Origin of the sequence: Aliiglaciecola sp. 3_MG-2023 (genome assembly GCF_030548205.1) — a bacterium.
Taxonomy (GTDB): Bacteria; Pseudomonadota; Gammaproteobacteria; order Enterobacterales; family Alteromonadaceae; genus Aliiglaciecola.
The window spans coordinates 274,065-286,505 of the sequence record NZ_JAUORV010000001.1 but is presented as its reverse complement, the minus strand read 5'-3'; the positions used below and the strand labels follow the sequence as shown (position 1 = coordinate 286,505).

Here is a 12,441-nt window from a genome sequence, read left to right as displayed (position 1 = left end):
GGTAACTCTGGCGAATGTGGGTGCAACACTAGCGCTTTAAATAACTTTGATATGTGCCTTCACCCCAAGCAATTAACTTATCATTTTGAAATAGCAGTGGGGTGCACTCATCTTGTGTGGTGATACCGTCTGATTGATTCCAGGTCGTGCGGTAAAACATCACTTGCAACTGCGCATCGCCTACCTGTTTGGCTTCGCTTATATCTGGCGGACCTAACAATTCAACAATACTTGAACGAAGATCGCCAATCTTGATTTTAGTTAACTGAACTTTATTATACTCCTGACGATCTTCCCATCCCATGCTGGTGGTATCGTCAGGGTTAAATATTATCAGCATTACAACTAGAGATACGTAGATAAATACGCCAATTCCGATACGTTGTATTACTTTAGTATTCATAATTATATCTCATGTTTAATTAACCCCATGGTAATCAAATCACTGGGATGAATAAAGGCCACTAAACGCGAAAAGCGTATCGCTTGCCTTAGGTGATTACCTGATAGCATGGGCTATAGTCGCTACCCGGCAGTTTCATACGTTGTTGTTTAACAAAGGATTCCAATAACGTATCAAGCATACTCATTAATTTCGGATCGCCATTGATTTTAAAAGGTCCGTGCTTTCGTATTTGGGTAATGCCTTCGGATTTTACGTTGCCAGCAACAATCCCAGAAAAAGCTTTGCGCAATGCTGCGGCTAATTCTGCCTTGGGCTGGGAAAAATGCAAATTCAGCTCTTGCATGCTTTGATGAGTAGGCTCAAAAGGCTGCTGAAATTCAGGTTCAATTTTTAACAGCCAATTGAACAGGTAGGAGTCGCCGGTATTTCGCCTATGGGTGCGCACATCAAGTTGTTTACTCTTTATTTTTTGCGCAACTTTAACTGCATCATCCACTACAATTTCATACAAAGCTTGGGCTTCTGGCCCTAGGGTTTCGCCAACAAATTTGTCGATGGATTCAAAATAGTCTTTGCTGTGGGCAGGGCCCGTTAAAATAATAGGCACTATTTGCTCGCGATTATCTTCATTTAACATCACGCCCAGCAAATATAAAAGTTCTTCAGCTGTTCCTACGCCGCCTGGGAAAATAACAATAGCATGGGCAATTCGCACAAAGGCTTCTAAGCGTTTTTCAATATCGGGCATAATCACCAGTTCATTGACTATGGCGTTAGGTGGCTCTGCGGCAATGATCGAAGGCTCGGTCATGCCTAAATAGCGTCCGTTTTTATAGCGCTGTTTAGCATGTCCAATAGCGGCTCCTTTCATGGGGCCTTTCATCGCCCCAGGGCCACAGCCGGTACAAATGTTCATTTCCCGAAGGCCAAGTTGGTAGCCCACTTCTTTGGTGTATTTATATTCCACTTCTCCGATGGAGTGACCGCCCCAGCAAACAACCATATTTGGATCGCTGCCCACTTTAATTACTTCAGCATGACGCAACATATCAAACACGATGTCAGTTAAATCTTTTGAATCAATGAGATGAGCTTCACTAAATCGATATTTTACACCCATATGTAAGATATCTCGGAGAACGGCAAACAGATGCTCGTGGACACCTTTGATAAGTTGGCCATCAACAAATGCCACTGCGGGGGGATTGACCAACTCTATTTTAACGCCGCGCTCACGTCTAATTAGATTCACTTCAAAGTCTTCATAGGGAGTGAAGAGTTGTTCGAAATCATCCTCTTCCACTCCTGAATTCAATACGGCTAAGCAGCAGTTCCTGAATAATTTATACAGGTCACTATTGACTGATTGTTTTAGTCTATCTACTTCGAACTGTGACAATTGACTCAGGGGGCCAACTGGATTTAATTGAATTGAAAGCATAGATTGTCCTATTTCCGACCTTACTGACGAGCCTGTCTTGGCATGTTATATGGCGTTTCGAAATCGCTTCTGAAGGGGTTGATATCAAGACCTCCTCGACGAGTGTATCGCGCATAAACGGTTAGCTCAGATGGTTTGCAGAAGTGCTTTATATCGCGAAAAATTCGCTCTACACATTGTTCATGAAATTCATTGTGCATGCGAAAAGAAATGAGGTAGCGCAGCAGTGATTCTCGGTCTATTTGAGTACCAGAATAACGGATCATAATACTTCCCCAATCAGGCTGATTTGTGATCAGGCAATTGGATTTAAGTAAGTTACTGCTAAGTGTTTCACTAACTTGGTTAGCGTGGGTTTTTAATGCTGAGGCATCGAGTTGATAGTCACTAAATTCGATATCTTGATCATCGATATTTTGCCCCGGCATGTCTTCAATTTTTTGACTGGCAAAATCCTTGGGTAATATCACTTTTACTGCCACAGGTTTGCCGGCGCAGTGTGATAAATCTGTTTCTAGGGTCGTCGTTAAGGATTCAACGGATTCGATTTTAGATTGATTGAAGCTGTTTAAATAGAGTTTGAAGCTTTTTGATTCAATTAAATTGGGGGAGTCAAACGGAACTACACATTGCATTATGGCAACCTCGGGCTTTCCCCGTGAGTTGAGCCATGACAGTTCATAAGCGTTCCAGATATCTTCGCCGGTAAACGGCAATTTATCGGTTAGCCCTATGGCTTCTCGACTTAAGCTGCGTGGAACCGCCTGCAAGAGTTCTGGAGAATAGGTTTGTACATATTCAACTGCTTTACCGAGTGTCAGTTTGTCTAGAGCCGAAGATGAAGTACTTATCTCATCGGTTTTATTTGTCATTTAATCTTCTCGTTATACAATGCTTATGCAGTGTATATACCTTGTGTGTTGATTTATCTTTTTATCTTAGGCGTTTTTGCCATTTTCACATTCATTTCGCATATTAGTGCAATTAATTGGTATTCACTTAGGTTGTTTCAAGTCATCTTAATTAAAATTAAAGGAAGTGTAGTCTGTGAGCATTGATTCGGCACTACAAAATTTTGTTTCTGAATATGTCGATTGTCATCAACGCAATCAACACCCATTGGTTATTCAATTCGATGAAAATTGGCCATCAAAATGTTATCAGCAACGTGGTGAACAAGATGAATGGGTGCCTTGGTTACCGGTTAAACAAACAAGTGACCAGCATTTCGAACACTTTGAAAACGCCCTTGAAATTAAAATGGATGAACAACTTAAGCAGTACTATACCTGCTTTTGGAGTGATAATCTAAATGCGAAAACCCCAAGGGGAAACCTGCAATTATTGATGCCTTGGAACGATGACGATTTTGAGCGGTTACAACAAAATTTAGTTGCCCATGTGTTGATGAAAAGGCGCTTAGGACAAGACGACACCTTGTTCTTCGCCATTACCGATGAAGATGATTTTATTGTTAGCGTACACAATCAGACAGGACGGGTAATGTTGGAACAGATAGGCCTAGAGCCCCAAGAAACCTTGGCCGATTCATTAACCGAATTTATCCAGCAGCTCACCCCCCGCCTGTAGCATGGCCTTTAGGCCATGGAGGTGCCATGGGGGCCGAGGGGCCCATGGGGTTTTGGCCCATGGATTTAGCGGCGATGATTGCCTCGGGGCTAAAGCCACCGACTACAGGTGTTTTTGTAGCATGGTCTTTAGGCCATGGGGTTTTGGCCCATGGATTTAGCGGCGATGATTGCCTCGGGGCTAAAGCACCCGACTACAGGTGTTTTTGTAGCATGGTCTTTAGGCCATGGGGGGCCATGGTGCCATGGGGCCGGGTTTTCTCGTGTGGCTCGGGGCTAAAGCCACCGACTACAGGTGTTTTGTAGCATGGTCTTTAGGCCATGGGGTTGTCGGGTTTACGCGGTTTCTTCTCGGGGTGCCTCGGGGCTAAAGCCACCGACTACAGGTGTTCTGTAGCATGGTCTTTAGGCCATGGGGCCGAGGGGCCGGGTTTTCTCGTGTGCCTCGGGGCTAAAGCACCCGACTACAGGTGAGGGGAATTATTTTTTCAGCGTGCGGGTTAAATGTAACACTTGCTGTTCCAATGACTCGATGCGTTTTTCTAATTGTTTTACGTGCTGTGTTAAATCAGTGGGTTGTTGCACTGGTGCTTCGTCCTCAACTATCTCTGAGAACTGTTCTGGTTCGTTTTGCCAGCGTCTTAATACCTCAATCACCTCCCGCAGGGGTAATGGCCGGTTAGATGCTTTTTTAATTAATGCGACACTTGGCACTTTCCCGTTAGATTGTATATTTTTACATAGGGAAGCAATGTACTGGAACTGATTTGACATGATGAAAAACGCTAATAATTAGTTAATGTGACTATTTTAGCGGTATTGAGAATCACATGCATTTATATATCTACTTATAAAACAACAAGTTATATTTTGGCCTTAATTTTGTATTGTGGAATGCAATTCAATTCAATAATACAAATGGAACTACAGGGAAACTAAAATGAAAAAAATACTTGTTGCTGCAGCATTAGCCTTACCTCTAACCTTATCCGGATGTGTGATATCTGTTGGTGGAGAAGGAGACTACTCGTATCAATCTGATTGGGAACAAAAAGAACGTAAAAACAGGAAGGCAATTGCTAGGTTAGAGTCAAATACCGCCATCGAAGATATTAGAAGCCGTCTAGGTACGCCTGATTTCAGTGAGTTGTATCAAGAAAATAACGATGAAATCAATGTGTTGTTTTACCGCACGCAGCGTCGCGAAGGAGATGGGGTTACCACCAAAGACGAATGTACCCCTCTAGTTTTTAAAAATGGCAATTTGATTGGGTGGGGAGATTCTGCGTACAGCAATATATAAGTTGTACCATTCTAAACGTCATGTAAGCGAATTTACGCTAGCCAGGCTGTTTGCTTGGCTAGCGAGGTATGTTAACGCAGTCGATTATCAAGTTGGTCTATTAATTCTGTCCATTCCGCATCTTCAAAAAAGGACTGACGTATAAAGGTCGATTGCGTTTGGGTCCAGAAGCTGGCTTCTTCAAGTTTAACCGATTTATCTAACCCTTTATGTTCACTAATAAAACGCTCAATTGCCTCATCATCATTGGCTAAACCTAATTGCATAAACAAATCTTTCATCTCTAGATTTTCAGTTAACATCTAATGTCTCCTTTATGAAACTCTATTCTTTAACATCTTGGCATTTCAGTTCAATTGATACTCAATACAACAATTGCTGTTATCTTTGCTCGCCTAGCTACTTTTCTTGTGCTGCGAATACTTTTAGATTGCACTCTTTAAGTCTTGGGGGGAATAGGCTATAAATCAACCTGTTCAGCACAAAATAGTACAAATTGTTTGACCTTGTGTTTAATGAGTTGTTAACAAATGGTTAATAATTATGTAAAGTGAAAATTCCTAACTGAAGAGAGTCGAACTATGTCAAATACTGCACAAGACATAACCCCGTTAAATAATATCAAAGCTGTTTACCTTGCTGCTGAAGATCTCAAGATCGCTGCTTCGATTTTATACCAAGCTTATCATGATGATCCGCTGTTTTTAGATATTTTCGACTCTGAGAAAGAGGGGTATGAATCCCGGTTGCGCGGTGCTATCCGAGAAGAACTAAATGCGTTTTGGAGCGCTAAGCAACCTATGATTGGGCTGTTTGAAGATGACCGTTTATTGGCGGTGGCCTGCTTAATTAAACCTGATAGTGCTTTCAACCCAGACCGCTTCTGGCACTGGCGCTTGAAGATGTTACTTACCGCTGGGTATATAGGTACTAAGCAAATGATTGAAAAGGAACAGCGTGTTAGGGAGCGTATTCCCCACGAAAAATATCATATGCTGTCGTTTATTGGCGTGCATCCAGATCATCAACATCGAGGTCTTGGTCATATACTCATGAGCGCTATTGATAGTATTGTCCTTGAAGAGCAAAAAAGTGAAGGTGTGGGTGTATACGTGACCTTGCCTAAATGTTTATCGTTTTTTACTGATGGTAAATATGAACACATAGAGGAACTCAAAGTGTCTCGTATCAATGGTCAAATAATGTTTAAACCCCGCTCAGAGCAATAGGGGCTCATCTCACAGGAGAAGAAAAGCTAAATTAATACTTTTCTTCTCTGCTTCTATTCTTCTTTCCTATCCTCTTTCGCTCATTCTATTTTACTTTAATGACAGGCTTCTAATGTCACTTTTTAAGCAAAGAACATCATTGAAATCGACAAAATATTGAAATTGACCTGAATAGTTTAAATAGACTCAAACTGGCGCGTAAGAAAAGGGCTATTTAATTTGTACGATATTTCTTACATGGCTGTAGGTTTTAAGCGGAATAAACCCCTAGAGTAAGGCTTACTGTTTTATTAAGTGACTGAATTTATTAAATTAAAATTTTTAATTTAGACTTTAGTCTGATGGCTTACAAAAAAAATGTTTTTGGGGTACTAGTAGAAACTTTTAATTCCTCTATCTTATACCTCGTCACAGGGAAATACGACGGGTCAGGAAGACTTAGGGAAAGCCAAAAGGACACTTTCATTGGATGAAAGTAAATGTTCAAGGTGAACATTAAGTAACGGAAGACAAACACAGGGATAGTTAGGGAAGCTTGAGGACAATCTTAAGGATGAGAAATACTGTCAATATGGATGTACAGTTATTTTAGGATCAATGGAAAGGGACTCACTCAGGGAGAGTGACTCACTTAGGGATGAGCGAGAATAGAAGGAAAGGGGCGTATATGGATGTTGACCGGGATGGTTTAATAGCGAAGGATAGCTGAGAGGGATTCTCAAAATTCTCTGGGGTGTGTCTAATTTATTTTAGACACACCCTTTTTCTTTTCCGCTCTAATTAGTCGTTTTAATCAGTGCCGCTTGTTATTCCATTTAAGTAAGCCTTGTTTCAAATCCTCAATAATAATAGGTTTACTAAGATAACCATCCATTCCAGCGTTAAAACACTTCTCTTTATCCCCTTTCATGGCGTTTGCGGTTAATGCAATAATTGGGATGTTAGGATTAAACTTATCACCTTTGTGTGCGCGAATGATTCTAGTGGCTTCATACCCATCCATAACAGGCATTTGGCAGTCCATCAGTACAATATCAAAAGGAGTCGACGCGCGACTTAACTGTTCAATGGCCTCTAAACCGTTATTTGCTACTTCAGTAAGACAATTTAATTTGTTAAGCATTTCATTCGCAACCACTTGGTTAATTTGATTATCTTCAACTAGCAATATACGTGGCCGCCCAACTATCCTATTACTTGCATTGTGACGGGTGATAAGCTCGTGCTGTGAGTGCTCTAATGGTTGGTTTTTTTGGTTCGCTATTTGGCAGATTGCGGAAAATAGGTCGTCATTCTTAACGGGCTTATGGAAAAACGCATCAAAGCCGATACTTTTAAATTTCTGAGCATCCCCTCGTTTTGCCGCGGATGTCATTAAAATCATATTTAACTGAGCAAATCTTTCGTCACTTTTAATCGCTTTTCCTAATTCAGTACCACTTATCCCAGGCATATCAGCATCAATAATGGCAATATCGATATTCTGCTTAATATCACAATGCTTACGCAGTAACTTTAATGCTTCTGGTGAATTCTTTGCCTGGATCACAGTGATATTTTCAGAAGACAGTATAGAAGATAATACTTCTCGATTGGTTTGGTTATCATCAACAACTAATACCCTCAGATCCGCCAAATTGGTGTTAGATAAATCGTAAATCTGCTGATCGTGGTTATTTTTTGCTGGCTCAAATTCAAGGGTAAACCAAAATTCGGAACCTTTTTGCCATTCGCTATTAACCCCTATTTCTCCAGATAACAACTCAACAAGTTCTTTCGCGATAGACAACCCCAAACCTGTACCACCGAATTTACGAGTGGTTGACGCGTCAATTTGACTGAATTTAAGGAATAACTGTTTCTGCTTTTCTTGTGAAATACCAATTCCTGAGTCGACTACACAAAAAATGAGGCTATTTTCACTAGCCAAATTTACTTTAATGACGATTTCGCCTTTTTGGGTAAATTTGATGGCATTACTGGTAAGGTTTGCCAGTATTTGCCTTGTTCTGCCGGGATCTCCTTTGATCCACCGCGGAACCTTAGGGTGCATAGAAAAAATGAGTTCTAGTTTCTTTTCTTGGGCTCGCAGTGAGAAGCTTTCAACAAATTTGTTTAGCATTTCGTGCAAATCATACTCTATATTTTCGATTTCTAATTTGCCCGCTTCAATCTTGGAAAAATCTAGAATATCGTTAATCAAGGTAAGTAAAATGTGACCACTGTTTTGTGCAAGCTCTGCATATTTGTGCTGTTGCTCAGTCAAAGGGGTATTTAGCAAAAGGTCGTTCATTCCAATAATGCCGTTTATGGGGGTGCGAATTTCGTGACTCATATTTGCTAAGAAATCACTTTTCGCCTGACTGGCGACTTTGGCATTTTCTTCGGCCTCTTTTAATTCTGTTATGTCTTGGAATGCACCACGTAGAATCATTTCCCCATGTTGGTTAAGTTCTCTAAAGCCAAATGATTTCACCCATATTTTATTGTTTTTGGCAGTGATAAAGGGCAGTTGAAAATCGAATGGGACATTATTATTAATCGCTTCGTCTAACGCATCTTTTACTTTTTGTCGATGTTCAGGAAGGTAGAAATTAATCGCATTTTCAAGCTCGATTTCACTGCCAATGGGGAGCTCATGAATACGGTAAACTTCTTCAGACCAATATATATCGTTGGTGTTTATATTGACTTCCCAGGCACCTAATTTTGCGACTTTTCCTGTGGCTTTTAATAAGGATGCACTGCGCTCTTTTTCACCTTCAATATACTTGAGCTTCGAAATGTCTCGGCCAATTAACAAAAAGCCTTCAACTTCCTTTTGAGAATCCATTACGGCGGTTACCGCCAGTTGAATTGGGATTTTTTTCCCACTGCGGCTAACAAATTGAGTTTCATATTCGTCTGCTATGCCTTGTCTGGCAGAGTAAGTAATTGATTCTATACCTGAAGGAATTGTCTTGCCGACTTTGTTGCTCAGCTGTTTTGCGTGTTCAATCAAAGATTCTGGGGCAAAAAATAGTTCCGGCCTTACTTGGCCAACTACCTCATTACGATCATATTCCAGCGTTCTTTGTGCAAAACTATTATAGGTAATGATGTGACCCGATAGATTAGTAGACATAACGATTAGGTTAGCGCTATTTAGAATAGCTTCTTGCAGATTACTATAATTTAAAAGTTCCAGCTCTTGTTGTTTTGGTTTCGAAATATCAGTGGCAACAATAACAATTCGTTCAATTTTATCATTTTCTTTTAGGGGTTTAATATTTGCACGTAGCCAAACAGGTTGCCCTTGCTTATTATAATTTATCAACTCATAGCTATAGCTTTTACCTTCTGCAATGGCCTGCTTAATTTTCTGTACTGTCGCAGCGTCGGTCTTAGGGCCAAATACAAAATCTCGTAGTGATTGCCCAAAAACTTCAGCAGACGTGTAGCCACTTAGTTTTATAAATGCTGGGTTGACCCATTCAATTGCCATGTCGGGTGAGCAAACGACTATTGCATTTTCGGCTTCCTGCACAATTGACGCTAAAAATTCGTTTTCCGCTTTACTGTCTAACAATTTTTGTTGGGTTTCATACTGTTCGGTTAAATCTATATTAATGCCAGTATGTTTAAGTACATGATTGCCTGATGTATCAATTACTTGCCCAAAAGCTTGAATGTATTTTTCTTTCCCCGACGAGGTTTTGATTCTAAATTCCGCTTGGTATTTACTATTTAGGGAATCGGCTTGTTGAAATTCATTAAACGCCATTTCCCGGTCTTCGGGATGGATAAATGAGAACCAGTCTTGAAGATCTGTTGCATAGTGATCAGCATCAATGTCGTACAAGCGGCACATCTGTTCGTCCCAGATGACTTTCTTTGACGAAAAGTCATATTGCCACACACCAATACCTGACTGTTTAGCGACTTCATACCTTGCCAATAAATTATTTACTACCGTTTGTGCCGATACGAGTTTTTTAGCTGGGCTAAGTGTTATCACCAATCCTTCAAATTGGTCCTTAGGTAATAGGTCAATGACTGCTGTAACATAGTGGATGGCGAAAGTGGGCGTTGAAATAGCAATTGGCTCTTCGTTATTCAACTTAGTGTGTTTTTCAGGTGTTTGAGAGCTTAGCAGTTGTTCAAAAAAGGCGACAAAGATGGACTTACTAAAGCTTAAAGTGAAAAGATCACAAACCTGTTTTCCATTTATGGAAGATGCATCTACATCAAATAATTGCCCAGCAGCCAAGTTTGCGTTTGCGATTTTACCTTTTAAATCACACACTATCATTGCTATGGAACTTTGCTCAAATAAACAGTGAGCAATAGCTTGGTTCCAATTATTTTGCTTTGCCACTTTCTAAGATCCTAATAATAAAGTTCTCCATCAATTTAATTATAGATTAATTACTCATTTTTACGGTCAATTTTTTAACTTTCGTCAAGCCTTTAAAACTATAATGAAACACAATTTCAGCTCAAACTATATCATTATTTAGTGCTGCTAATTGATTGAAAAAGCAAAACTAGGATAAATCGAAAGACAGTAAGCATATTGACGTAAACGGTGTCCTAAAAAAACATAAAGTTTACAGTCAGTCCTAATTTATTTAAAAAATACGCTGCTCGCAGTAATGAAGTGCAGTTGAATACCGCTGAATATATAAAAGATCTAAAGGCTAGCTCAAATCGATGGGCATTCTCTTCGTTCTAATCTTATTTTTAACCTTTATTTTGAGATTGAAATCTAGAGGCTGAAATCGTGACACTTAGTCATCTGCATGCGTTAGTTATTAGACTTGGTTGTGTTAGCCACTTACTTTTCACAGTGACAGTATTGGTAACTGCGCCATTTGTTAATTACAATAGCGAAAATTTCAAACGAGAGGTTATCGCTTGTCAAACGCTCGGGTTAAAGCCCCACCATTTAAAATGTCTTTTCTATTACCTCAATATTGGCCGGTTTGGTTGAGTATTGGACTACTTTATAGCATTTCATGGTTACCCTACCGGTTGCAGGTAATTATCGGCAAAGGAATTAGTTTTTTATTAAAAGTCTTAGGTAAAAAGCGTGTTGCAGTGGCAAAACGTAATATTGAGTTGTGTTTCCCAGAAAAAACGGAAGCACAGCGAGAAGCCATGTTAGCAAAAAATATCGAGTATGCCGGAATGGCGGTTCTTGAATCTAGTATGGGCTGGTGGTGGCCGGACTGGCGAGTAAGACGACATTCAGAAATAGAAGGTTATGAGCATGTCCAGGCCATTTTAGATAAAGGCAAAGGGGTGTTTGGTTTGGCGATTCATAATATGAATTTGGAACTTGGTTGCCGAATCGCAGGTCTAAAAAATCCATCAGTGGCGTTTTATCGCAAACATAATAATGCGTTAATGGAATACATGCAGTATCACGGCAGGGCACGTTCTAACAAATACATGATCCATAAACGTAATGCTAAAGGGTTAATTAAAGCATTAAATCAAAAAGAAGTGTGCTTCTATTTACCCGATCAGGATTATGGCCGTCAGTTTAGTGAGTTCGTTCCTTTTTTTGCCGTAAAGGAAGTGGCATCAACCAAAGGAACCATGTTATTTGCGAAAAATTCCAATAGTGAAATGGTCTTTATTGTTTCCATACGCACAAAAGATGGTTATAAGGTTAAGTTTGTCCCTGGCCTTAATCATTTCCCGTCTGGGGACGATAAACAAGATATAGCGAGAATAAATCAGAGAGTGGAAGAGTTAGTCAATTTAGCACCAGAGCAATACCTTTGGATGCATAAACGTTTTAAAACGCGTCCTAATGAGGATGATCCTTCACTCTATGATTAGCGATTTAATTGAGAAATGAGGCTCTTAAAATGAGCAAAAAAACATCTAACTTTTTGTTTTGGGCTAGACACATTGGCTTAGCGATAGCGTTAATTATTATCGCTGCCATCGTGCTTAATTTACAACGTTTCAATATGTCTAGTCCCAAACCTGAAGGAAAGTCTGAACAAAAAAGTGTGTCCCAAGGCATGACGGATTTTTATGCGGCCTATAGAATGTCTTCCTCAAAACCGTTTGAAGATGACATCGGTGACTTTGTTTTGCCGGTTAATCCTCCTAAAGAGCCCTTAGAGCAACGTTTGCGAAAGATGGTAAGTATTCAGAGTAATATTAATTCTAGGTGGGTAGGGGAGCATAAATATCGGAGTTTCCGCGCGGGCAGTACTCTGCGAGAAGCCATCACTAATTATGCGCAATCTGAGGGGATGCAAGTATTATGGGAGCTGGATAAAGATTTTATTATCAAAAGTCAGTTTCAATTAGACGATACCATTACCGGCTCAATGGCCGAAATTGCCAGCGCAGTGAATGGCAGTTTTGAAAAGGAGGTTAAAGCCTATATTTGCCCTAAACAGCGCTCAATGATTGTTACTCAAGAAACCAATGATTATGTTCTAAAGAATTGTTATTTGCTTGAATAACAA

General features: G+C 40.1%; 11 protein-coding genes. 5 read left to right on the top strand and 6 right to left on the bottom strand.

Features of this window, described 5'->3' with window-relative positions; genetic code table 11:
* Positions 1–28: 28 nt before the first annotated feature.
* The 3 genes from Q4574_RS01365 to queF form a co-directional block, all read right to left on the bottom strand.
* A complete protein-coding gene (locus tag Q4574_RS01365; RefSeq protein WP_303470610.1) occupies positions 29–403 on the bottom strand; it encodes a DUF3192 domain-containing protein in 375 nt (124 codons plus the stop codon).
* 88 nt (positions 404–491) lie between these two features.
* On the bottom strand, positions 492–1,847 hold the full coding sequence (gene ppnN / locus Q4574_RS01360) for a nucleotide 5'-monophosphate nucleosidase PpnN (RefSeq protein WP_303470607.1): 1,356 nt from the start codon (positions 1,845–1,847) through the stop codon (positions 492–494).
* Positions 1,848–1,867: 20 nt separating this feature from the next.
* On the bottom strand, positions 1,868–2,719 hold the full coding sequence (gene queF / locus Q4574_RS01355) for an NADPH-dependent 7-cyano-7-deazaguanine reductase QueF (RefSeq protein WP_303470605.1): 852 nt from the start codon (positions 2,717–2,719) through the stop codon (positions 1,868–1,870).
* A 175-nt stretch (positions 2,720–2,894) separates the two neighbouring features.
* Here queF and syd point away from each other — a divergent pair, with 175 nt between their 5' ends.
* The gene (gene syd, locus Q4574_RS01350; RefSeq protein ID WP_303470603.1) at positions 2,895–3,437 is read left to right on the top strand and encodes a SecY-interacting protein; all 543 of its coding nucleotides are present in this window, start codon (positions 2,895–2,897) and stop codon (positions 3,435–3,437) included.
* Positions 3,438–3,916: 479 nt separating this feature from the next.
* On the opposite strand, the gene Q4574_RS01345 is transcribed toward syd, so the two are convergent.
* Positions 3,917–4,210, bottom strand: a complete 294-nt coding sequence (locus Q4574_RS01345; protein WP_303470601.1) for a hypothetical protein — start codon at positions 4,208–4,210, stop codon at positions 3,917–3,919.
* Positions 4,211–4,376: 166 nt separating this feature from the next.
* Here Q4574_RS01345 and Q4574_RS01340 point away from each other — a divergent pair, with 166 nt between their 5' ends.
* Entirely contained in the window at positions 4,377–4,739 is a 363-nt protein-coding gene (locus Q4574_RS01340) for a DUF3192 domain-containing protein (RefSeq protein ID WP_303470600.1), read from the top strand.
* A 71-nt stretch (positions 4,740–4,810) separates the two neighbouring features.
* Here the strand turns inward: Q4574_RS01340 and Q4574_RS01335 are convergent, their stop codons facing one another.
* On the bottom strand, positions 4,811–5,041 hold the full coding sequence (locus Q4574_RS01335; RefSeq protein ID WP_303470597.1) for a DUF2789 family protein: 231 nt from the start codon (positions 5,039–5,041) through the stop codon (positions 4,811–4,813).
* Positions 5,042–5,320: 279 nt separating this feature from the next.
* Between Q4574_RS01335 and Q4574_RS01330 the strand changes: the two genes are divergently transcribed.
* The gene (locus Q4574_RS01330) at positions 5,321–5,968 is read left to right on the top strand and encodes a GNAT family N-acetyltransferase (RefSeq protein WP_303470595.1); all 648 of its coding nucleotides are present in this window, start codon (positions 5,321–5,323) and stop codon (positions 5,966–5,968) included.
* Positions 5,969–6,761: 793 nt separating this feature from the next.
* Here Q4574_RS01330 and Q4574_RS01325 read toward each other — a convergent pair.
* On the bottom strand, positions 6,762–10,325 hold the full coding sequence (locus tag Q4574_RS01325) for a response regulator (protein ID WP_303470592.1): 3,564 nt from the start codon (positions 10,323–10,325) through the stop codon (positions 6,762–6,764).
* Positions 10,326–10,864: 539 nt separating this feature from the next.
* Between Q4574_RS01325 and lpxL the strand changes: the two genes are divergently transcribed.
* Both lpxL and Q4574_RS01315 read left to right on the top strand, forming a co-directional pair.
* Complete coding sequence (gene lpxL, locus Q4574_RS01320) at positions 10,865–11,797, top strand: LpxL/LpxP family Kdo(2)-lipid IV(A) lauroyl/palmitoleoyl acyltransferase (RefSeq protein ID WP_303470590.1); 933 nt, start codon at positions 10,865–10,867, stop codon at positions 11,795–11,797.
* A 29-nt stretch (positions 11,798–11,826) separates the two neighbouring features.
* Positions 11,827–12,438 carry a TcpQ domain-containing protein gene (locus Q4574_RS01315; RefSeq protein ID WP_303470588.1) on the top strand — a complete coding sequence of 204 codons (612 nt, stop codon included), beginning with the start codon at positions 11,827–11,829 and terminating at the stop codon, positions 12,436–12,438.
* Positions 12,439–12,441 lie beyond the last annotated feature (3 nt).

What these genes read in the sequence shown, in the direction of transcription:
- Q4574_RS01365 (WP_303470610.1), bottom strand. Translation starts at nt 403, where the DNA reads ATGAATACTAAAGTAATACAACGTATCGGAATTGGCGTATTTATCTAC.
- queF (WP_303470605.1), bottom strand. Translation starts at nt 2,719, where the DNA reads ATGACAAATAAAACCGATGAGATAAGTACTTCATCTTCGGCTCTAGAC.
- Q4574_RS01315 (WP_303470588.1), top strand. Translation starts at nt 11,827, where the DNA reads ATGAGCAAAAAAACATCTAACTTTTTGTTTTGGGCTAGACACATTGGC.
- Q4574_RS01335 (WP_303470597.1), bottom strand. Translation starts at nt 5,041, where the DNA reads ATGTTAACTGAAAATCTAGAGATGAAAGATTTGTTTATGCAATTAGGT.
- Q4574_RS01345 (WP_303470601.1), bottom strand. Translation starts at nt 4,210, where the DNA reads ATGTCAAATCAGTTCCAGTACATTGCTTCCCTATGTAAAAATATACAA.
- ppnN (WP_303470607.1), bottom strand. Translation starts at nt 1,847, where the DNA reads ATGCTTTCAATTCAATTAAATCCAGTTGGCCCCCTGAGTCAATTGTCA.
- Q4574_RS01330 (WP_303470595.1), top strand. Translation starts at nt 5,321, where the DNA reads ATGTCAAATACTGCACAAGACATAACCCCGTTAAATAATATCAAAGCT.
- Q4574_RS01340 (WP_303470600.1), top strand. Translation starts at nt 4,377, where the DNA reads ATGAAAAAAATACTTGTTGCTGCAGCATTAGCCTTACCTCTAACCTTA.